The organism is Streptomyces sp. NBC_01217, assembly GCF_035994185.1.
Lineage (GTDB): Bacteria > Actinomycetota > Actinomycetes > Streptomycetales > Streptomycetaceae > Streptomyces.
In genome coordinates, this window is record NZ_CP108538.1 from 2285381 (window position 1) to 2304838 (window position 19458).

General features: G+C 70.9%; 17 protein-coding genes. 2 read left to right on the top strand and 15 right to left on the bottom strand.

What is annotated here, in order from left to right; all coding sequences use genetic code 11:
* Both pyk and OG507_RS09940 read right to left on the bottom strand, forming a co-directional pair.
* The gene (gene pyk, locus OG507_RS09935) at positions 1-1434 is read right to left on the bottom strand and encodes a pyruvate kinase (RefSeq protein WP_327366791.1); all 1434 of its coding nucleotides are present in this window, start codon (positions 1432-1434) and stop codon (positions 1-3) included.
* 125 nt (positions 1435-1559) lie between these two features.
* The gene (locus tag OG507_RS09940; protein WP_327366792.1) at positions 1560-2264 is read right to left on the bottom strand and encodes an SIMPL domain-containing protein; all 705 of its coding nucleotides are present in this window, start codon (positions 2262-2264) and stop codon (positions 1560-1562) included.
* A 151-nt stretch (positions 2265-2415) separates the two neighbouring features.
* Here OG507_RS09940 and OG507_RS09945 point away from each other — a divergent pair, with 151 nt between their 5' ends.
* Entirely contained in the window at positions 2416-4227 is a 1812-nt protein-coding gene (locus OG507_RS09945) for a bifunctional metallophosphatase/5'-nucleotidase (RefSeq protein ID WP_327366793.1), read from the top strand.
* A 70-nt stretch (positions 4228-4297) separates the two neighbouring features.
* On the opposite strand, the gene OG507_RS09950 is transcribed toward OG507_RS09945, so the two are convergent.
* From OG507_RS09950 to pepN, 3 genes are all read right to left on the bottom strand, one after another.
* Positions 4298-5716 carry a lysine N(6)-hydroxylase/L-ornithine N(5)-oxygenase family protein gene (locus tag OG507_RS09950; RefSeq protein WP_327366795.1) on the bottom strand — a complete coding sequence of 473 codons (1419 nt, stop codon included), beginning with the start codon at positions 5714-5716 and terminating at the stop codon, positions 4298-4300.
* Positions 5713-7110 carry a pyridoxal phosphate-dependent decarboxylase family protein gene (locus OG507_RS09955; RefSeq protein ID WP_327366796.1) on the bottom strand — a complete coding sequence of 466 codons (1398 nt, stop codon included), beginning with the start codon at positions 7108-7110 and terminating at the stop codon, positions 5713-5715. Before OG507_RS09955 ends, OG507_RS09950 begins: the two co-directional genes overlap by 4 nt.
* A gap of 243 nt (positions 7111-7353) precedes the next feature.
* Positions 7354-9858 (bottom strand): aminopeptidase N, encoded by a 2505-nt coding sequence (gene pepN / locus OG507_RS09960; RefSeq protein ID WP_327366797.1) that lies wholly within the window; start codon positions 9856-9858, stop codon positions 7354-7356.
* Positions 9859-10011: 153 nt separating this feature from the next.
* Between pepN and OG507_RS09965 the strand changes: the two genes are divergently transcribed.
* Positions 10012-10548, top strand: coding sequence for a MarR family winged helix-turn-helix transcriptional regulator (locus tag OG507_RS09965; RefSeq protein WP_327366798.1), 537 nt, complete (start codon positions 10012-10014; stop codon positions 10546-10548).
* A gap of 94 nt (positions 10549-10642) precedes the next feature.
* Here the strand turns inward: OG507_RS09965 and OG507_RS09970 are convergent, their stop codons facing one another.
* The 10 genes from OG507_RS09970 to OG507_RS10015 all read right to left on the bottom strand — a co-directional run bounded on the left by OG507_RS09970 (position 10643) and on the right by OG507_RS10015 (position 19438).
* A complete protein-coding gene (locus tag OG507_RS09970; protein ID WP_327366799.1) occupies positions 10643-11710 on the bottom strand; it encodes an aromatic ring-hydroxylating dioxygenase subunit alpha in 1068 nt (355 codons plus the stop codon).
* Between the two features lie 7 nt (positions 11711-11717).
* Positions 11718-11939, bottom strand: a complete 222-nt coding sequence (locus OG507_RS09975; protein WP_327366800.1) for a recombinase-like helix-turn-helix domain-containing protein — start codon at positions 11937-11939, stop codon at positions 11718-11720.
* A gap of 23 nt (positions 11940-11962) precedes the next feature.
* Entirely contained in the window at positions 11963-12925 is a 963-nt protein-coding gene (locus tag OG507_RS09980) for a PDR/VanB family oxidoreductase (RefSeq protein WP_327366801.1), read from the bottom strand.
* On the bottom strand, positions 12922-14619 hold the full coding sequence (locus OG507_RS09985; protein ID WP_327366802.1) for a thiamine pyrophosphate-binding protein: 1698 nt from the start codon (positions 14617-14619) through the stop codon (positions 12922-12924). Before OG507_RS09985 ends, OG507_RS09980 begins: the two co-directional genes overlap by 4 nt.
* Positions 14620-14647: 28 nt before the next feature.
* On the bottom strand, positions 14648-15433 hold the full coding sequence (locus OG507_RS09990; protein WP_327366803.1) for an SDR family oxidoreductase: 786 nt from the start codon (positions 15431-15433) through the stop codon (positions 14648-14650).
* A 67-nt stretch (positions 15434-15500) separates the two neighbouring features.
* On the bottom strand, positions 15501-16295 hold the full coding sequence (locus OG507_RS09995; RefSeq protein WP_327366804.1) for an SDR family NAD(P)-dependent oxidoreductase: 795 nt from the start codon (positions 16293-16295) through the stop codon (positions 15501-15503).
* A complete protein-coding gene (locus OG507_RS10000; RefSeq protein ID WP_442810956.1) occupies positions 16295-16816 on the bottom strand; it encodes a cupin domain-containing protein in 522 nt (173 codons plus the stop codon). The genes OG507_RS09995 and OG507_RS10000 overlap by 1 nt, the downstream gene beginning before the upstream one ends.
* Positions 16817-16860: 44 nt before the next feature.
* Entirely contained in the window at positions 16861-17661 is an 801-nt protein-coding gene (locus OG507_RS10005) for an alpha/beta fold hydrolase (RefSeq protein WP_327366805.1), read from the bottom strand.
* The gene (locus OG507_RS10010) at positions 17658-18476 is read right to left on the bottom strand and encodes an aspartate dehydrogenase domain-containing protein (RefSeq protein WP_327366806.1); all 819 of its coding nucleotides are present in this window, start codon (positions 18474-18476) and stop codon (positions 17658-17660) included. Before OG507_RS10010 ends, OG507_RS10005 begins: the two co-directional genes overlap by 4 nt.
* On the bottom strand, positions 18473-19438 hold the full coding sequence (locus OG507_RS10015; RefSeq protein WP_327366807.1) for a VOC family protein: 966 nt from the start codon (positions 19436-19438) through the stop codon (positions 18473-18475). The genes OG507_RS10010 and OG507_RS10015 overlap by 4 nt, the downstream gene beginning before the upstream one ends.
* Between the last annotated feature and the right edge of the window lie 20 nt (positions 19439-19458).

Sequence of the window (19458 nt, forward strand, 5' to 3'; positions counted from 1 at the left end):
CTACTTGAGACTGTCGTCCTCACCGATGTGATGCACCCGGACCAGGTTCGTCGAACCTGCGACGCCGGGCGGGGAGCCGGCGGTGATGACCACGACGTCGCCCCTCTCGCAGCGGCCGATCTTCAGCAGTTCCTCGTCGACCTGGGCCACCATCGCGTCCGTCGACTCCACGTGCGGGCCGAGGAAGGTCTCGACGCCCCAGGTCAGGTTCAGCTGGGAGCGGGTGGCCGGGTCAGGGGTGAAGGCCAGGAGCGGGATGGGTGAGCGGTAGCGGGACAGGCGCCTGACCGTGTCGCCGCTCTGGGTGAAGGCGACCAGGAACTTGGCGCCCAGGAAGTCGCCCATCTCGGCCGCCGCGCGGGCCACCGCGCCGCCCTGGGTGCGGGGCTTGTTGCGGTCGGTCAGGGGCGGGAGGCCCTTGGCGAGGATGTCCTCCTCGGCGGCTTCGACGATGCGGGACATCGTGCGGACCGTCTCGACGGGGTACTTGCCCACGCTGGTCTCGCCGGAGAGCATCACCGCGTCCGTGCCGTCGATGACCGCGTTGGCGACGTCGGAGGCCTCGGCGCGGGTGGGGCGGGAGTTGTCGATCATCGAGTCGAGCATCTGGGTGGCGACGATGACCGGCTTGGCGTTGCGCTTGGCCAGCTTGATCGCGCGCTTCTGGACGATCGGCACCTGTTCCAGGGGCATTTCGACGCCGAGGTCGCCGCGGGCGACCATGATGCCGTCGAAGGCGGCGACGATGCCGTCGATGTTCTCGACGGCCTGGGGCTTCTCCACCTTGGCGATCACGGGGAGGCGGCGGCCCTCCTCGTCCATGATGCGGTGGACGTCCTCGATGTCGCGGCCGCTGCGTACGAAGGAGAGGGCGATGACGTCGGCGCCGGTGCGCAGGGCCCAGCGGAGGTCCTCGATGTCCTTCTCGGAGAGCGCGGGGACGGAGACGGCGACGCCGGGGAGGTTGAGGCCCTTGTGGTCGGAGACCATGCCGCCCTCGATGACGGTGGTGTGCACGCGGGGGCCGTCCACCTCGGTGACTTCGAGGGTGACGCGGCCGTCGTCGACGAGGATGCGTTCGCCGGTGGTGACGTCGGTGGCGAGGCCGTCGTAGGTGGTGCCGCAGGTGTGGCGGTCGCCCTCCATCGGCTCGACGGTGATGGTGAAGCTGTCGCCGCGTTCAAGGAGTACGGGGCCTTCGCGGAAGCGTCCGAGGCGGATCTTCGGGCCTTGAAGGTCGGCGAGGATCCCGACGCTGCGTCCGCTCTCGTCGGAAGCCTTGCGTACACGGTGGTATCGCTCTTCGTGCTCGGCGTAGGTGCCGTGGCTGAGGTTGAGGCGGGCGATGTCCATTCCCGCCTCGACCAATGCCTTGATCTGCTCGTACGAGTCGGTGGCGGGGCCCAGGGTACAAACGATTTTCGCTCGGCGCATGGTTCGAGCCTAGACCTTACCTACGGGTAGTTATTTGGCGCCGCATGGCGACCCAACAACCTTTGGGTGAAGGGTTATTGACAAGTGTTGAATTGTGCGCGGGGGCGCTCGGATGAGCATTCTCTTTATAGTTTTGGCGGTGACATGGTGAAGCGGGCGTTCACCTGGGCGTGGACCGTCTGGCGTTGTGGTTCGAGATCGAGGGCCGGGGCTGGTTCGGCCGCCGCCCCGCCGTAGGCCGCGCGGCCGCGGACGCCTCCGGGTGCGACGGGCATGGGTATGGCCGGGGCGGTGTTCTCCGCGCCGAGGTCGGCCAGTTCGACCAGGGCGGTGAGGTGGGCGCCGAGGGCGTCGGCGTATTCGCGGGCGCGCTGGACGGCTTCGCGTACGGCCTGACGACGGGCGTTCGCATGGGCGGGTGAGTCGGGGCGCAGGCTCCACCAGGGGCCGTTCACCCGTGTCATTTCGAGGTCGGCGACACGGGTGGTGAATTCGCCCAGTGCGGTGAAGTCGTTGAGTACGGCTGTGACATGGACGCGTCCGTGGTAGGCGCGGATCTTTTCGTCGCGGCCGTGCTGGGTGAGCTCGGGGGTGATGGAGAATGCGCCGGTTTCGAGTTTTTCGACCGCTTGTCCGTAGAACCGTGCGAGTTCGAGGACGTGGTTGTTGCGTCGGGTGAGGTCCTCGATAGCGGAGCGGCGGTCTTTTCCGCGGGCGCTGACGGTGATGCCGATCTGTGCCGTCTCGGGGTCGACTTCGAGGCGGGCCTCGCCCCGGACGGCGACTCGGGGGTGGTCGGGGGTGCCGTAGGGCGGCGGGGTGTCGGTCATGCGCCCACTCTCGCATCCGGGTACGACAACGGGTGGTCATCAGATCGAAACCCGCAAGGGGTGTTGCCGGATGCGGCTCCTGGGTCATTATCTACGCGCGTTGTGTACTGCGAGAACTGAGCTGTACGAGAACTGAGATGTGGGAGACGAAATGCCGCTGAACCGTAGGACGTTCCTGGGCACGTCGGCGGCCGCCGGCGCCGGTGTGGCGATCGCGGGTGGCTCCGCCGTGCCTGCCGCCGCACACGGTCATGGCCATGGGCACGGCCACGGGCGTCCGCCCAAGCGGTACTCGTTCACCGTGATGGGCACCACCGATCTGCACGGGAACGTCTTCAACTGGGACTACTTCACGGACAAGGAGTTCGACGACAAGGCCCACAACGACGTCGGTCTGGCGAAGATCTCCACCCTGGTGGACCAGGTGCGCCGGGAGAAGGGCCGCCACAACACCCTGATGATCGACGCGGGTGACACCATCCAGGGCACCCAGTTGTCGTACTACTACGCCAAGATCGACCCGATCACGGCGAAGCGCGGCCCGGTGCACCCGATGGCGCAGGCGATGAACGCGATCGGCTACGACGCCGCGGCTCTCGGCAACCACGAGTTCAACTACGGCATCCCGGTGCTGCGGAAGTTCGAGGAGCAGTGCGACTTCCCGCTGCTGGGTGCGAACGCGCTGGACGCGAAGACGCTGCGGCCGGCCTTCGCCCCCTACGTCATCAAGAAGATGCGCACCCCGCACGGCCGGGATGTGAAGGTCGCGATCCTGGGGCTGACCAACCCGGGCATCGCCATCTGGGACAAGGCGAACGTCAGCGGGAAGATGGTGTTCCCGGGTCTGGAGGAGCAGGCGGCGAAGTTCGTGCCGCGGCTGCGTTCCATGGGTGCGGATGTCGTGATCGTCTCGGCGCACTCGGGCAACAGCGGGACGTCCTCGTACGGTGACCAGATCCCGTACGTCGAGAACGCGGCCGGTCTGGTGGCCGAGCAGGTGCCGGGTATCGACGCGATCCTGGTCGGGCACGCGCATCTGGAGATCCCCGAGTACTTCGTGGAGAACAAGCAGACCGGCAAGCAGGTGGTGCTCTCCGAGCCGTTGAAGTGGGGGCAGCGGCTGACGCTGTTCGACTTCGACCTGGTGTGGGAGAAGGGCCGCTGGGTGGTGGAGAAGGCGGGTTCGCGGGTGCTGAACTCCAACACCGTGGCCGAGGACCCGAAGATCACGGGGCTGCTCGTGGACGAGCACAAGAAGGTCGTGGCCTACGTCAACCAGGTTATCGGCACGTCGACGGCGGCGATGACGACGGCGGAGGCGGCCTGGAAGGACGAGCCGATCATCGATCTGATCAATGTCGTCCAGGCGGAGACGGTGAAGGCGGCGCTGGCGGGCGGCGAGTACGCGGCGCTTCCCGTGCTCTCGCAGGCGTCCTGTTTCTCGCGTACGGCGCAGATCCCGGCCGGGAATGTGACGATCAAGGACGCGGCGGGTCTGTACCCGTTCGAGAACACCCTTGAGGCGCGGCTGCTGACCGGTGCGCAGATCAAGGACTATCTGGAGTTCTCGGCCCGGTACTACGTGCAGACGGCGGCCGGTGCTCCGGTGGACCCGGCGAAGCTGACGAACGCGGACAACACTCCGGACTACAACTACGACGCGGTGTCGGGTCTGACGTACGACATCGACATCGCGAAGCCGAACGGTTCGCGGATCGTGAATCTGTCGTTCGAGGGCAAGCCGATCGATCCGGCCGCGCAGTTCGTGCTGGCGGTGAACAACTACCGGGCGAGCGGCGGTGGCAATTTCCCGCACGTGCCGGGTGCCAAGCAGCTGTGGGCGAACTCGGAGGAGATCCGGAACACGATCATCGGCTGGGTGCAGGCGAAGGGTTCGGTGGACGGTACGCAGTTCGCCTCGGTGGACTGGCGTCTGACGCGGGACGGTACGCCGGTGTTCTAGGCAGTGGTTTTGTCGGCGGCCGTCCTCTCCGTGTGGAGGTGCGGCCGCCTTCTGTCGTGCGGGGCGGGTGTCAGTTGCCCTGGACGAGGGGGATGAGGTCGGGGTTCCGGGTGGGGACGGCATGGGCCTGGGGGGTGAGGCCGAAGGTGGTGAAGGCGGTGCGTGAGGGGAGGGGGTAGGGGTTGGTGCCGGTGAGGTCGTTGAGGATGGTGGCGCTGCGCCAGGCGGCGAGTCCGAGGTCGGGGGCGCCGACGCCGTGGGTGTGGCGTTCGGCGTTCTGTACGTAGACGTGGCCGGTGACTGTGGGATCGAGGACGAGGCGGAAGCGGTCGTCGATGCGGGGGCGCGCGGAGGCGTCGCGGCGCATGTAGGGGTCGAGTCCGGTGAGGATGCGGTCGAGGGAGCGTTCGCGGTAGCCGGTGGCGAGGACGACTGCGTCGGTGGTGAGGCGGGAGCGGGTGTTCTGCTGGGTGTGTTCGAGGTGGAGTTCGACGCGGGTGTTGGCGACGCGTCCGGCGGTGCGTACCCAGACGCCGGGGGTGAGGGTGGCGTCGGGCCAGCCGCCGTGGAGGGTGCGGCGGTAGAGCTCGTCGTGGATGGTGGCGATGGTGTCGGCGTCGATGCCTTTGTGGAGCTGCCACTGGTGGGGGACGAGTTCGTCGCGTACGGATTCGGGCAGGGCGTGGAAGTAGCGGCTGTAGTCGGGGGTGAAGTGTTCCAGACCGAGTTTGGAGTACTCCATGGGTGCGAAGGCCTGGGTGCGGGCGAGCCAGTGGAGCTTCTCGCGGCCAGCGGGGCGGGCGCGCAGGAGGTCGAGGAAGATCTCGGCGCCGGACTGTCCCGATCCGATGACGGTGATGTGTTCGGCGTCGAGGAGTCTTTCCCGGTGCTGGAGGTAGTCGGCTGAGTGGATGACGGGGACGGATTCGGCTTCGGCGAGTGGCCTGAGGGGTTCGGGGACGTAGGGCTCGGTGCCGATTCCGAGGGCGATGTGGCGGGCGTGGGCGCGGCCGAGTGCTTCGGCTTCGCCGTCGCTGTCGACCTGGGTGAAGTCGACTTCGAAGAGGGCTCGTTCGTTGTTCCAGCGCACCGCGTCGACCTGGTGGCTGAAGTGGAGGCCGGGGAGCTGGTCGCTGACCCAGCGGCAGTAGGCGTCGTATTCGGCGCGCTGGATGTGGAAGCGCTCGGCGAAGTAGAAGGGGAAGAGCCGCTCGCGGCTGCGCAGGTAGCTGAGGAAGGTCCAGGGGCTCGCGGGGTCGGCGAGGGTGACGAGGTCGGCGAGGAAGGGGACCTGGAGGCTGGAGCCGTCGATGAGGAGGCCGGGGTGCCAGTGGAAGGCGGGGCGCTGTTCGTAGAAGGCCGCGGCGAGGGGCCGGGGGCTGCCCGGGGTGCCGTGGGCGAGGGCGGCGAGGGAGAGGTTGAAGGGGCCGATGCCGATGCCGACGAGGTCGTGTGGCTGGTCGGTCTCGGGGGTGGGCAGGTCGGTCATCGGGGGGTGCTGCCTTCCGCGAGGTCGTGGGCGAGGTGGTTGACGAGGTCGAGGAGTGTGCGCAGGTCTTCGGGGGTGGTGTGGGGGTTGAGGAGGGTGGCTTTGAGCCAGAGGCGGTCGTCGGCGTGGGCGCGGCCGAGTACGGCGTGGCCGCGGGTGAGGAGGGTGCGGCGGATGGTGGCGACGGTGTGGTCGTCGGCGTCGGTGGGGCGGAAGAGGACGGTGCTGATGGTGGGGCGGTCGTAGAGGTCGAGGGCGGGGGTCTTGACGATGAGGTCGGCGAGGTGGTGGGCGGTGGCGACGGTGCGGTCGACGAGGTCGGCGAGTCCGGTGCGGCCGAGGGCCTTGAGGGTGACGGCGATCTTGAGGGCGTCGGGCCGGCGGGTGGTGCGCAGGGAGCGGCCGAGGAGGTCGGGGAGGCCTGCTTCGGTGTCGTCGTCGGCGTTGAGGTAGGAGGCGCGGTGGTGGAGTACGTCGAGGTGGCTGCGGTCGGGGACGGCGAGGATGCCTGCGGATGCGGGTTGCCAGCCGAGTTTGTGCAGGTCGAGGGTGACGCTCTGGGCGCGGTCGAGGCCGTGGACCTTGCCCCGGTGGGTGGGGCTGAAGAGGAGGGGGCCGCCGTAGGCCGCGTCGATGTGGAGTTCGGCGCCGTGGGTGGCGCAGAGCTCGGCGATGTCGGCGAGCGGGTCGATCTGCCCGGTGTCGGTGGTGCCCGCGGTGGCGGTGACGAACAGGGGGCGGTGGAGTTCGGTGAGGGCTTCGTCGAGTGCGGCGAGGTCCATGACGCCTGCGGGGGCGGGGATGACGACGGGTTCGGGGAGGCCGAGGAGCCAGGCCGCGCGGGTGATGCTGTGGTGGGCGTTGGCTGCGCAGATGGTCTGTACGGGGCCGTGGCGTTCCCGGGCGAGCAGCAGGGCGAGCTGGTTGGCTTCGGTTCCGCCGGTGGTGACGAGTGCGTCGGGTGAGGGCTGGTGGGGGTAGACCTCGGTGGCGAGTGCGGCGGTGATGTCGGCTTCGAGGGCGGAGGCCGCGGGGGCCTGGTCCCAGGAGTCCATGGAGGGGTTGAGGGCGCAGGCGGCGAGGTCCGCGGCGGCGGCGAGGGCGAGGGGCGGGGTGTGCAGATGGGCCGCGCAGAGCGGGTGCGCGGGGTCCGCGGCGCCTTCGGCGAGGGCGGTGACGAGGGTGCGCAGGGCGTCGTGGGGGCCGGTGCCGTGGTCGGGGATGACGGGGTGGGTGGCGGTGCGCATGCGGGGGGTGACGGCGTCGGGTCCGCCCGCGGGGAGGGGGCCGTCGCGCCGGTGGGCGCCGTCCTGGAGTGCGGTGAGGACGGTGTCGATGAGGGGGCGCAGGGCGGCGGGGCCCGTGGTCGATCCGGCGAGGGGCGGGGTGGGCATGGTGGCGGGCCCTTCGGGTGCACATGGGTGGACATGCCAGCTTGTCCGGGTTTTCGTGGGCGCGGCCGCAGAGCCCGGTGATCTGAACTCGAAAGGGGGACACGGGAAGGAAGGGTGGCCGTTACCAGGGGTTTCGGTGGTATGGGGGTGGCGCCGGACAGGGGTGTGCCCGGCGTCTCCCCGTGTGAGGGGAGTGGCGCCGGGCACGGGTGGTGCCGGTATTGAGTTGTGGGCGGTTGTGGGTCAGTGGGCAACGCGCACGGCCAGCGCGCGGCGCAGGTCGTCGATCTGGTCGATCAGCTTGCGGCGCAGGGCCGGGATGAGGTCCTTGTCGTTCAGGGCCTGTTCGCCGAGGTGGAGGCTGTCGGCGTCGACGGCGTGGGCGGGGAAGGCGTATCGGCCGGCGGCCTCGGCGATGGCGGGGCCGCGGCGGGCGGCGAGCCGGGTCGCCTCGGGGTAGAAGCGGGGCACGTACTCCCGTACGAGATCGGCCTGTTCGGGCTGCCAGAAGCCCTGGGCGGTGGCGGTGAAGAGGTAGTTGGAGAGCTTGTCGTCGTTGAACAGGGCGTGCCAGGCGGCGGCCTTGGCCTCGGGGGTGGGGAGGGCGGCCCGGCAGCGGGCGGCGCCCTCCTGCCCGGTGGCGCTGGGGTCCTGTTCGAGTTCGGCGGCGATCGCTGCCTCGTCGGTGGCGCCGAGGACGGCGAGGCGGGTGAGGATGCGCCAGCGCAGCTCCGGGTCGAGCTCGGGTCCGCCGGGGACGGTGCCGTTGGTGAGCCAGTCCTGGATGGTGTCGGGCTGGGTGGCTGCGTCGATGAGGTGGCGTACGGCGACGAGGCGCAGGCCGGGGTTGCGTCCGTCCTCGGTGCGGCGGATGAGGTCGCGGCACAGGGAGGTGAGGGTGGCGAGCGCGGCGGGGCGGTCCTCGGGGGCGAGGTATCGGCCGGCGACGTGGGCGTCGGCGAAGGCGAGCACGCCCTGGGCGAGCGCGAGGTCGGTCTCGTGCGGGAGGTGTGCGCGGGCCGCTTCGAGGTAGGTGGTGGGGGCGAGTTCGCCGTCGCGGACCATGTCGCGTGCGGTGTTCCAGACGACCGCGCGGGTCAGTGCGTCGGGGATGCCGGACAGGTCGCGTACGACGGTTTCCCAGGACTTCGCGTCGAGGCGGACCTTGGCGTAGCTGAGGTCGCCGTCGTTGAGGACGACGAGGGCGGGGCGGCGGCCGGACAGTGCCTCGGCCGTGCCGTTGTGGGGGACGTCGATCTCGAACCGGTCGCGCAGGACGAGTCGGTCGGGGCCCAGGTGGGCGTCCGGGGCGTGGTCGTAGGTGCCGACGGCGATGCGGTGGGGGCGGCTGCCCTTGTGGTCGACGGTGAGGGACCACGTACCGTCGGATTCCTCGACCCGGGGGGTGAGGGTGTCGACTCCGGTGGTGCGCAGCCAGGCGTCGGCCCAGGCGTGGACGTCGCGGTCGGTGGCCGATGCGAGGTTGTCGATGAAGTCGGCGAGGGTGGCGTTGGCGAACTTGTGGCGGGCGAAGTGGGTGTTGATCCCGGCCAGGAAGTCCTTCTCGCCGAGCCAGGCGACGAGCTGGCGCAGGGCGGACGCGCCCTTGGCGTAGGAGATGCCGTCGAAGTTGAGCATCGCGGACGCGGTGTCGGGGACGGCGGCCGGGTCGGGGGCGACGGGGTGCGTGGAAGGGCGCTGGTCGGCGTCGTATCCCCAGCCCTTGCGGGCGACGCCGAAGTCGACCCAGGTGTCGGTGAAGCGGGTGGCCTCGGCGAGGGTCTGGTAGCCCATGTACTCGGCGAAGGACTCGTTGAGCCAGATGTCGTCCCACCAGGCGAGGGTGACGAGGTCGCCGAACCACATGTGGGCCATCTCGTGGGCGATCACCATGCCGCGGGTCTGGCGCTCGGTGTCGGTGACGGCGGAGCGGTAGATGAACTCGTCGCGGAAGGTGACGAGTCCGGGGTTCTCCATGGCGCCCGCGTTGAACTCGGGGACGAAGGCCTGGTCGTAGGAGTCGAAGGGGTAGGGCTCGTCGAACTTCTCGTGGAAGCGGTCGAAGCAGGCCCGGGTGATGTCGAGGATCTCGTCGGCGTCCGTGTCGAGGTACGGGGCCAGGGAGCGGCGGCAGTGGATGCCGAAGGGCAGTCCGGCGTGCTCGGTGGTCACGGAGTGCCAGGGGCCCGCGGCGACGGCGACGAGGTAGGTGGAGATGAGCGGGGTGGCGGCCAGGGTCCACCGGCCGTCGCCCCGGTGCTCGGCGATGCCGTTGCCGAGGACGGTCCAGCCTTCGGGGGCGGTGACGGTGAGCTCGAAGACCGACTTGAGGTCGGGCTGGTCGAACGCGGCGAAGACGCGCTGGACGTCCTCCATGAACAGCTGGGTGTAGAGGTACGTCTCGCCGTCGGTCGGGTCGGTGAAGCGGTGCATGCCCTCGCCGGTGCGGGAGTAGCGCATGGCGGCGTCGACGCGCAGTTCGTGTGCGCCGGCGGTGAGGGCGGCGAGCGGGAAGCGGTTCTCGGTGAGGTCCGCGGGGTCGAGGGGCTGTCCGTCGAGGCTGATCGAGCGCAGAGCGGCCGGCTTGAGTTCGACGAACGTGTCTCCGGCCGCGGCTGCGGTGAACTGGATGACGGTGCGGGAGTCGAAGGTCTCCTCCCCTCCGGTCAGATCGAGGTCGATCGTGTACCGGTGTACGTCGAGGAACTGGGCTCGGGTCTGCGCTTCGTCGCGCGTCAGTACGGACATGCACCCATGCTGCCGTACGGCGCGGGCGGCACGCAGTCGGGTTCTCCCAGGGCTGATCGCAGGCTTGCGGAGGGTTTTGGGGGGACGGTTCGGTGGGGCCTTTGAGGGCTAAGATTCTCACCCATTGTGTTGCTGCACGGAGGGGTGCCCGGAATGGCGAAGAAGGCGGATTCCGCTTCCGCGACGCGGCGGGACGCGGTGGCGTCGATCGTCGAGGACTGGCGGCGGGAGCGGCCGGATCTGGATCCGGCTCCGCTGGAGGTGTTCGGCCGGCTGCACCGGGCGTTCCTGCGGTACAGCGCGGCGATCTCCCGGCCGGTGGAGCGCAAGGGCCTGTCGATGGCCGGGTTCGATGTGCTGACGGCACTGCGCAGGGCGGGGGCGCCGTTTCGTCGCACGGCGGGCGAGCTGGCCGATTCCGGATTGATCAGTTCGGCGGGGGTCACGCTGCGGATCGACCGTCTGGAGAAGGACGGGCTGATCCTGCGCGAGCGTGATCCTCAGGACCGCCGGGTGGTGCACTCGCGGCTCACGGACGAGGGCCTGTCGACGATCGACGAGCTGTTCGCGGAGCACCTGGACAACGAGCGGCGGATGCTGGCGGGGCTGACTCCCGCGGAGTGCCGGCAGCTGGCGCGGCTGCTGGAGAAGCTGGAACGGTCGGTGCTGGCGGCGGAGGACGACGCGTAGTCGTCGCTGCTTGCCGGACGGGCGGAAGACCGGGCGGAGGAAGACCGGACGGGCGGAAGACCGGGCCCGTCCGGCCGTTGAGGACGTCGCGGGTTCAGCCCGTCGCGTCGGCCTGTGCTTCCGCCTCCGTGCGGTACATGCGGCGTACGCGGACCACGCCCAGGTCGTGCTGGTACAGGTTCTCCGCCTGGTCGGCGTCGGTGCGCAGTTCCTCCAGCATGACGCGGTCCTGTTCGAGCACCTCCCAGTGCCGGTCCTCCAGCACGGTCCGGTACAGGAAGCGCCAGGTGTCGCGCTGCCAGTCCGTCACCCGCCGGTAGCGCCAGAAGAAGACGGCGCAGCGCTCCTCGTCGATGGGGGTGGCCATGCCCACGATGCCGAACGGGCCGCCGGGGCCCGCGGTGGGCGGGTACGGGATGGTGAGGTCGACCCAGTCGACGCCGGTGCGGCAGAGCTCGACCCAGTCGAAGTTGACGCCGCTCTGGTCGGTCTTCTCGAAGAAGAAGCCTCGCTCGGTCTCCCGGATGCGGAAGCGGGCGGTGGTCTGCCCCTCGGACATGCTGTGCGAGTCGCGGTGCAGGAACGAGCCGTGCATCGGGTCGAGCAGGTTCTCCACGGCGTAGCGCCAGTTGACGTTCCACTCGGCGTAGCAGAGGAAGGTGGCGACGTCGGGGTCGGTGAGCTGTTCGGGCAGGACGAGGGGGGCCGGTTCGGGGTGTTCGTCGTCGCCGAAGTAGGCGAGGACCGCACCGCCGGTCTCGATGACGTGGGGGGCGGCGACGAGCTGTTTGCCTTCGAGGTTGCAGCCGGGGAGTCCGGGGACGGCGGCGACCGTTCCGGTGCCGTCGACCTGGACGCCGTGGTACCAGCAGGCGATGCGGTCGCCCAGGTGCTTGCCGAGCGAGAGGCGGGCGCCGCGGTGCGGGCAGCGGTCCTCCAGCATGTGCAGGGTGCCGTCGGCGCGGCGGAAGAGCAGCCACTCCTCGCCGAGGAGGGTGAGCCGTTTCATGCCGCCCGCGGGGACGGCCTCGGCGGGGCAGACGGCGTACCACTGGTTGCGGATGCCGGTGGCGAAGAGCCGGTCGGCGGTGCGGTTGCCGGGGCGGGCGACTTCGGAGGGGCGGGCCGTTTCGCCCGTGTGTACGGCGGTGTCGGTGGTCATGGTCGTCTCACGCTCCCAGTCGTCGCATCTCGCTGCGGAAGGTGTCCTCGGTCCACCGGCTGCCGTCGGGGGCGGGCAGGTCGCGGGCGTTGAGTCCGGCGACGAGGCCGGGCAGGTCGTGGGTGCCGGTGCCGAAGACCTCCTCGATCACCGCGGCGAGCTTCTTCTCGTACGGGGTCGGCTCGGCGCTGCGTGCCTGGTGGGGGTTGAGGTACTGCGGGGTTGTCATGTCGGCTCCCTTCGGAGGGCGGTTCACAGATCGAGGACGAGTCGCGGGGTGTGGGAGCGGGAGACGCAGAGCATCATCGAGGCGCCCGCCGCCTTCTCGCCCTCGGAGAGCAGGAAGTCCCGGTGGTCGGGGGTGCCTTCGAGGACCTTGGTCTCGCAGGTGCCGCAGATCCCGTCGCGGCAGGAGGAGGGCACAGTGATCCCGGCGCCCTCCAGTGCGTCGAGTACGGAGCTTTCGGGGCCGACCTCGACGGTGCGCCCGGCGCGGGAGCAGAGGACGTCGAACGCGGTGTCCTCGCCGTCGCGCTGCGGCGTCGCGGGGGCTGCGAAGCGTTCCGTACGGGCGGCCGGGCAGCGTTCCTCGACGGCGGCGAGCAGGGGTTCGGGGCCGCAGCAGTACACCTGGGTGCCGGCGGGCAGCTCGCCGAGGAGGACGTCGAGGTCGATGTGTCCGCACTCGTCCTGGGGTACGAATTCGACCGATCCGCCGGGGAGTTCGGCCAGTGCGGTGAGTTCCGTACCGAAGGCCATCGAGGTACGGCTGCGGCCGCCGTGGACGAGCCGCCAGGGGGTGCGGGTGCGGGATGCCTCGCGGGCCATGGCGAGGAGCGGGGTGATGCCGATGCCGCCCGCGATGAAGAGGTAGGCCTCGGCGTCGCGGCCGGCGTCCAGCTCGAAGTGGTTGCGGGGGCCCTGCACATGGAGGAGCCGGCCGGGCCGCAGCTGGGTGTGGATGTGGGCGGAGCCGCCGCGGGACGCGGGTTCTCTGAGGACGCCGATGCGCCAGCGGGTGGTGTCGGCCGGGTCGGAGCACAGGGAGTACTGCCGGATGTGCCCGCCGACGTGAACGTCGATGTGGGCGCCGGGCTGCCAGGCGGGCAGCGGGACTCCGTCCGGGTGGGTGAGTTCGACGCCGAGTACACCGTCGGCCTCCCAGGTCATGCGGTGGACGAGCAGGTCGAGGCGGGTTTCCTGGGCGCTGGTCATCGCGGGGTGCCTCCCTGTCCGGTGGCTGTGTCGGTCGGGGTCGCGGCGGCGATCGCGGTCGCGGTCGCGGGGAGCTTGACGGGCGGGGTGAACGGGGTGTTCATCGGGCCGAGTGCGGCAAGGTCGATCTCGACGAGGACAGGCCCCTCACAGGCGGTGGCCTCCTTGATGACGGGGCCCGCGTCGGCTTCAGCGGCGATCCGGGCGTACGGGAGGCCGACGGCGGCGGCGAGCCGCTCGAAGTCGGGGGTGGTGAGGTCGACGCCGGAGCGGCGCGGGAAGTGGTTGTCCTGCATGTTGCGCAGGACGCCGTAGCCGCCGTCGTTGAAGACGAGCAGGGTGAGATCGGGCTTCTCCTGGGCGAGGGTGAGGAGTTCGCCGAGGTGGACGGCGAGGCCGCCGTCGCCCGCGATGACGACGGTGGGCACGTCCGGGCGGCCGAGGGCGGCGCCGATGCCCATGGCGAGACCCTGTCCGATGCCGCCGCCGCGCGGGAAGACGTTGGTGGCCGGGTCGGTGATCTCCAGGAGCCGGTTTCCCCAGGTGGAGGAGGGGATGGTGACGTCGCGGGCGATCACGGACCCGGGCGGGCAGGCCGCGCGGACGGCGTCGTTGATGGCGGCCTGCGGCCCGATGGCGTGGCGCTGTGCGCTGCGGGCGTCGGCGCGGGCCTTGCGTACGCGGGCCGGCCAGCTCGTCTCCGTAACCCCGCTCGTGACGCGTCGAAGGAGTGCGGCAAGGACGGCCGCCGCGTCGCCGTGCAGGGCGCAGGTGGCCGGGTGGACGCGGCCGGTCGCGGCCGGGTCCAGGTCCAACTGGATGTGGGTGGACGGGAGTTCGAGGGTGTAGTCGGCGGTCTCGTTGGAGCGGAAATGGGTGCCGATGGAGAACAGCACATCAGCTTCGGCGAGCAGCGCGCGGCCTGCGGGGGCGGTGGCGTAGTTGCCGAGTACCCGCTCGTCGGACTCGGGGACGCAGCCGCGTCCGGAGTTGGAGGTGACGAGTCCGGCGTTCAGCGCGTCGAGCAGCGCGGCCAGTTCGGGGCGGGCTCTGTTGGCTCCGCCGCCCGCCCAGATGAGGGGGCGGCGCGCGGCGGACAGCAGGGCGGCGGCCTGATCGAGGAGCGCCGCGTCGGGCAGCGCGGGCACGGGGGCGGTCGGCACGGGTGTGCCGGTGGGCCGCTGGGGGGCGAACTGCAGGTCGATGGGCCATTCGACGCTGACCGGGCCGTACGGGGCGGTCAGTGCGCGGGCGGCGGCGTCGCGCAGGATGTCGCCCGCGCCCGCCGCGTCGGTGACGGTGACCGCGTGGGTGGAGACCGCGCGGAGCATGCCGAGCTGGTCCTTGGTCTCGTGGATGAAGCCGCGTCCCGAGCCGAGGTACTCGCTGTCGATCTGTCCGGTGATGTGCAGGACGGAGGTGCCGGCGCTGAGGGACTCGATGAGGGAGCCTGCCGCGTTGCCCGCTCCCGTGCCGGTGCTGGTCAGGGCGCAGCCGAGGCCACCGGTGGCGCGGGCGTAGCCGTCGGCCGCGTTGACGGCGGCGGCTTCGTGGCGGACGGGGACGAAGCGCAGATCGCGGTCGACGGCTTCGACGAGCGGCAGGTTGTGCACGCTGACGATGCCGAACACCGTGTCGACGCCGAGTCCGCGCAGCGTCTCGACGAGCAGGTCACCGCCGTTGGGTTGGGTCATGTCGTTGCGCTCCTGAGGTGTTCGGTGGTCAGGCGATGCCGCGGTTGACGCCGCCGCAGACGTCGACGGTGGTGCCGGTGATGTACGAGGCCCTGGGCGAGAGCAACGCCGTTACGGCGTAGGCGACTTCGTCGGCGTTGCCGAGGCGGCCCAGGGCGATGCCCCGGTCGGCGGCGAGTCCGGCCTGCCAGGCGGCGTAGCCGAGGGGGCTGCCGGAGGCCGCGTACCGGCGTTCCCACTGCCCGGTGTCGACGAGGCCGAGGCAGACGGAGTTGACGCGGATGCCGTCGGGGGCGAGTTCCCTGGACAGGGAGGTGGAGAGGTTGAGGATGCCGGCGCGGGCCGCGCTGGTGGTCATCAGCCGGGTCTCGGGCTGCTTGGCGAGGACCGCGTTGATGTTGACGACGGACGCGTTGCCGGATTTCCGCAGGTGGGGCAGGGCGGCGTGGAGAGGGTGGAGAACGCCGAAGAACTTGAGTTCCAGTTCGTCGCGCCAGTCGTCGGCGGTGGTCTCGGCGAAAGGTTTCATCCGGGAGGCACCGGCGTTGTTGACGAGCCCGTCGAGGCCGCCGAGGTGGTCGGCGGCTGCTTCGGTGAAGGCCTGTACGGAGGCTTCGTCGCGTACGTCGCAGGGCGCGTGGTACAGCCTGTCCGGTCCGGCGAGTCCGTCGAGGGCCGCGGTGAGTGCGTCGGCGCGGCGGCCGCAGGTGGCGACGCGGGTGCCTTCGGCGAGCAGCATGCGGACCGTGGCGAGGCCGACGCCGGAGCTGCCGCCGGTGACGAGGATGCGGCGGTCGGCGAGGCGCAGGTCCATGTGGTGCTCCTGGTGTTCCGGGTACGTCGGATCGAGGACGGGCTGCCCGAGGGCGGGCCCGATCCGCTCAGTGCATCGTGAAGCCGCCGTTGACGGCGAAGGTCTGGCCGGTGATGTAGCCGGACTCGTCACCGACGAGGAAGGCGATAAGGCCGACCACGTCCGCCGGTTGCTGGGGCCGGGAGATCGCCCGGTTCAGCCGGTACAGCTCGTGCCGTTCGGCGGGGATGTCCACGGCGGACTCCCCCTCGGTCAGCCCGGGGGCGACCGCGTTGACGGTGATGCCGAGATCGCCGGTCTCGCGCGCCATGGCCCGGGTCAGGGAGATCACGGCGCCCTTGGAGGCGATGTAGTGGGCGAGACGGGGCGAGCCGTACAGGGCCGCGTCCGAGGCGAGGTTGACGATCCGGCCGCCGCCGCCTGCCACCATGAGCGGCAGAAGGGCTCGGGCGACAAGCCACGGGCCGCGGGCGTTGACCTTCATGATGCGGTCCCATGCCTCGATGCCGATCTCGTGGAACGGTCTGCCGCCGACCGCGTTGGCCAGACCGGCGTTGTTGACCAGGCCGTGGAGCCTGGTGCCGTCGCCCGCGAGGGTGGCGGCGAGGGCGTCGACGGAGTCCGGGTCGGTGACGTCGAGCGGGTGGAAATCCGCGGTGACGCCCTCGGCACGGAGCTGGTCGGCGGCCTGTTCGCCGGTCCGTTCGTCGAGTTCGGCGATGACGACCCGGTGGCCGTCGGCGCCGATCCGGCGGGCCGCGGCCAGTCCCAGGCCGCGGCCGGCGCCGGTGACGACGACCGTACGAGTGGCCGGCTCCGCCCGGGAGGAGTCCGGCGTACGGGAGGTGTCGTCGGTGGCCATCAGTCGCGGGTGATGCCGTGCATCGGGGAGTGCTCGGGGTAGGTCGGGACCTGCGGCTTCCGGGTGCCGATGATCACGCAGAACAGGGCGTCGGTGTCGCCCTCGTTCTTCAGCGAGCGGGCCACTCCGGCAGGCACGACGATCATGTCGCGGTAGCCGAGGGTGCGGTACTCGGCCTCGTCGGCGCCGCGGTGGATGCCGACCCTGACCTGGCCCTCCAGGACGAAGAAGGCTTCCTCGACGTCGTGGTGGGTGTGCTCGGGGCCCTCGGCGCCGGGCGGGAGCAGCATGTTGGAGAAGGTGAAGCCGCCGGACGGGATGATCCGGTTGTCGTTCTCGTGATTGCCGGTGGCGCCGGAGCCGACATAGCGGATCTGGGCGCGCCTGTACTGGTCGCCGGCCTTCGCCTGGAAGGAGAGGGTGTTCCAGTCGGGCTCGCGGGAGTCCTTGGTGGCGATCAGCGAGTCGGTGTACTTCGCGAGGTCGCCGTCGGTCTCGTAGGGGGTGTTGTCGATGGGCACGGGTTGCTCCTCGGTTCGTCGGTGCGGGTGGGGGCGGGCCGTCGTCACGCGGGTATGCGGGCGACGACGTGGAGGTGGGCGCGGACCCAGGCGTTGAACGTCTCGGGCCGTTCCTGGTTGGAGAGGTGGCCGGCGCCGGAGAGGGTGACGTAGACGGACTTGGCGAGGCCGCCCGCGACGGCCTGCGACTCCTCGGTTCCGGTGACGGTGTCCTCCTCGCCGCACAGGACGAGAGCCGGTGCGGTGATGGTGGGCAGGTCGTCGGTGAGGTCGGCCTCGGCCATCGACTCGGCCGCGTACCCGTATCCGGGGGTACGGACGGAGGCGGCCATGGTCGCGACGACGCGTTCGACGAGTTCGGCGGGGGCGTCGGCGGAGACCAGGCGCGGGCCGCGGGCGGCGGCGAAGGCGTCCGGGCCTTCGGCGGCGAGCCGGGCCGAGCGGCCGCGCATCGCCTCGGCCCTGTCCGGGTGGACGCCCGATCCGCGGCTGGAGTCGGCGACGATCAGTGAGTCGACGAGGTGGGGGTGGCGGGCGGCGAGGCGGAGTGCGATGACTCCGCCCCAGGAGACGCCGAGGACGTGCGCGCGGCCGCCGCGTTCGCGGATGAGTGCGGCGGCGGTGTCGGCGTAGCCGTCGAGGCCGGGGGCGTGGCCGGGGTCGGCGGAGGCCGCGTATCCGGGGGCGTCCCAGGCCACCACCCGTACCCGGTCACGGAGTCCGGCGAGTTGCGGGGCGAAGGCGGCGGACGAGGAGCCGATGCCGTGCAGGCAGAGCAGCAGCGGCGCGTCGGGGCTCCCGGCCTCCTGGGTGTGCAGGCCTTCGGTGGTCGGGGTGGTGGTCACAGGATCTGTCCCGCCCGGCCGACGACGGCGCCGAGGCTGCGGAGCACGGCGTGCGGCACGACCTGGCTGGTGGCGGGGTTGGTGGCGTCGGGCCGGTGGGCGACCTCGAAGCGGTACGCGCCGTGCGGGCCCGCTGCCTCGATGACATGCCGGGTGAGCGTGGCGGCGGGGTCGGCCACGACGACGACCTCGACCAGGTCCGGGTCGCCGGTGGCCAGGGCGACGGACGCGGCCACATTGGTGGACTTGGGGAACTTCACCGGGACGTCGCGGGCGGTGCCGCGCATCACCTCGACCGGCTCGGTGGCCGTTCGCAGCCGCTCGGTCAACTCGGCGTCCATCCACGGCTGGTGGAGGGTGGCGGGCAGCTTGGTGGTGGTCAGGGTGACGGAGGTGAGGGCGCCCAGTCCCCGTACGGCCTGGAGGAGGTCGAGTCCGCCGACCGCTCCGCCGGTGAAGTAGACCCGGCCGGGTCCGGCGGACCGCAGCCGGTCGACGAGCGCGTCGTCGACGAGCGCGCCGGTGGAGGCGATCAGCAGGTCGGTGCCGCTGCCGAGGACCCGCTCGGCCCATTCCCGTACCACTGCCTGCCCGGCGGCTTCGACGATCAGGTCGCAGACGCCGAGCGCGTCCTCGAACGACAGCTGTGGCGCGGGGGCGTCGACGAGTGGCCGGTTGTCGATCACGCAGGTCAGCTCCGCGCCGGGGACGTGCCCTTCGGCGAGTGCGGCGCCGACGACCCGGCCGATGGCTCCCCAGCCGACGAGGCCGATGCGGCACACGGGACGGGTCGTGGGGCGGATGGTGGTGGTCATGCGGACACCTCGTCAGTGGCGGGGGCCAGTGGCCCGGGGTCGGGTTCGCCGGCCATGTGGCAGCGGATCCGTGCGGACGGCGCTCCCGCGGTCCCCCACAGGTCGGAGAGTTCGGGGATCCGCCGCCAGACCTTGGCGATCCAGGCGTCCTCGACGATCTGGGCGACCTCGGAGGTGTATTCGCAGACGAGTCCGGCAGGGTCGGTGAAGTACGAGAAGGTGTTGTTGCCGGGTCCGTGCCGGCCGGGCCCCCACTGGGGGTCGATGCCGTGGTGCCGGAGCCGTCCCAGACCGCGCATGAAGTGGTCGACGGACGTCATCTCGTACGCGACGTGGTTGAGCGAGGCCCACTCCGCCTGGTTGAACGCGATGCAGTGGTGGTCGGCGTTGCAGCGCAGGAAGGCCATCTGGTGCTCGGACCAGTCGGAGACGCGCAGCCCGAGGACCGAGGTGTAGAAGGCGACGGCGGCGTCGATGTCGGTGGTGTTGAGGACGGTGTGGGTGACGCCGACGGGTACGGCGCTGTCGCGGCCTCGCGGGGCGACGGCGTGGGTCTGGGCGCTGAGCTCGATCAGCCGGCCCTCGGGGTCGGTGAAGCGGAGCCCGTAGCCGCCGCCGACCTGGTCGAGGGGGCCGGGTCCGGTGACGGGGACGATGCCGCGGGCGAGGAGCCGACGGGCGGCCTCGTCGATCTCGGCGGGGGTGGCGACGGCGAAGGTGATGCGGCCCAGTCCGTTGCGTTCGCCGCGGGTGAGGGCGAGGACGTGGTGTTCCTCGCCGGTGCCGCGCAGCCAGGTGGCGTCGGCCTCCCGTTCGACGGGTTCCAGTCCCCAGACCTCGCTGTAGAAGTCGGCGGACTCGGTGAAGGCGGGGGTGTGCAGTTCGACGGAGCGCAGGGCGCGCAGCCGGGCGACGGGTTCACGCCTTGCGGTGGGGCGGGCGTGGAGGTTCTCGTGAGCCATGGTGTTCTCCGACTCCTCTC

Coding starts and splice junctions, on each gene's coding strand:
- OG507_RS09945 (WP_327366793.1), top strand. CDS start 2,416: ATGCCGCTGAACCGTAGGACGTTCCTGGGCACGTCGGCGGCCGCCGGC.
- pepN (WP_327366797.1), bottom strand. CDS start 9,858: ATGTCCGTACTGACGCGCGACGAAGCGCAGACCCGAGCCCAGTTCCTC.
- OG507_RS09965 (WP_327366798.1), top strand. CDS start 10,012: ATGGCGAAGAAGGCGGATTCCGCTTCCGCGACGCGGCGGGACGCGGTG.
- OG507_RS09940 (WP_327366792.1), bottom strand. CDS start 2,264: ATGACCGACACCCCGCCGCCCTACGGCACCCCCGACCACCCCCGAGTC.
- OG507_RS10015 (WP_327366807.1), bottom strand. CDS start 19,438: ATGGCTCACGAGAACCTCCACGCCCGCCCCACCGCAAGGCGTGAACCC.
- OG507_RS09955 (WP_327366796.1), bottom strand. CDS start 7,110: ATGCCCACCCCGCCCCTCGCCGGATCGACCACGGGCCCCGCCGCCCTG.
- OG507_RS09990 (WP_327366803.1), bottom strand. CDS start 15,433: ATGGACCTGCGCCTCGCCGACCGCCGCATCCTCGTCACCGGCGGCAGC.
- OG507_RS09970 (WP_327366799.1), bottom strand. CDS start 11,710: ATGACCACCGACACCGCCGTACACACGGGCGAAACGGCCCGCCCCTCC.
- OG507_RS09995 (WP_327366804.1), bottom strand. CDS start 16,295: ATGGCCACCGACGACACCTCCCGTACGCCGGACTCCTCCCGGGCGGAG.
- OG507_RS09985 (WP_327366802.1), bottom strand. CDS start 14,619: ATGACCCAACCCAACGGCGGTGACCTGCTCGTCGAGACGCTGCGCGGA.
- OG507_RS10010 (WP_327366806.1), bottom strand. CDS start 18,476: ATGACCACCACCATCCGCCCCACGACCCGTCCCGTGTGCCGCATCGGC.
- OG507_RS09975 (WP_327366800.1), bottom strand. CDS start 11,939: ATGACAACCCCGCAGTACCTCAACCCCCACCAGGCACGCAGCGCCGAG.
- pyk (WP_327366791.1), bottom strand. CDS start 1,434: ATGCGCCGAGCGAAAATCGTTTGTACCCTGGGCCCCGCCACCGACTCG.
- OG507_RS09950 (WP_327366795.1), bottom strand. CDS start 5,716: ATGACCGACCTGCCCACCCCCGAGACCGACCAGCCACACGACCTCGTC.
- OG507_RS09980 (WP_327366801.1), bottom strand. CDS start 12,925: ATGACCAGCGCCCAGGAAACCCGCCTCGACCTGCTCGTCCACCGCATG.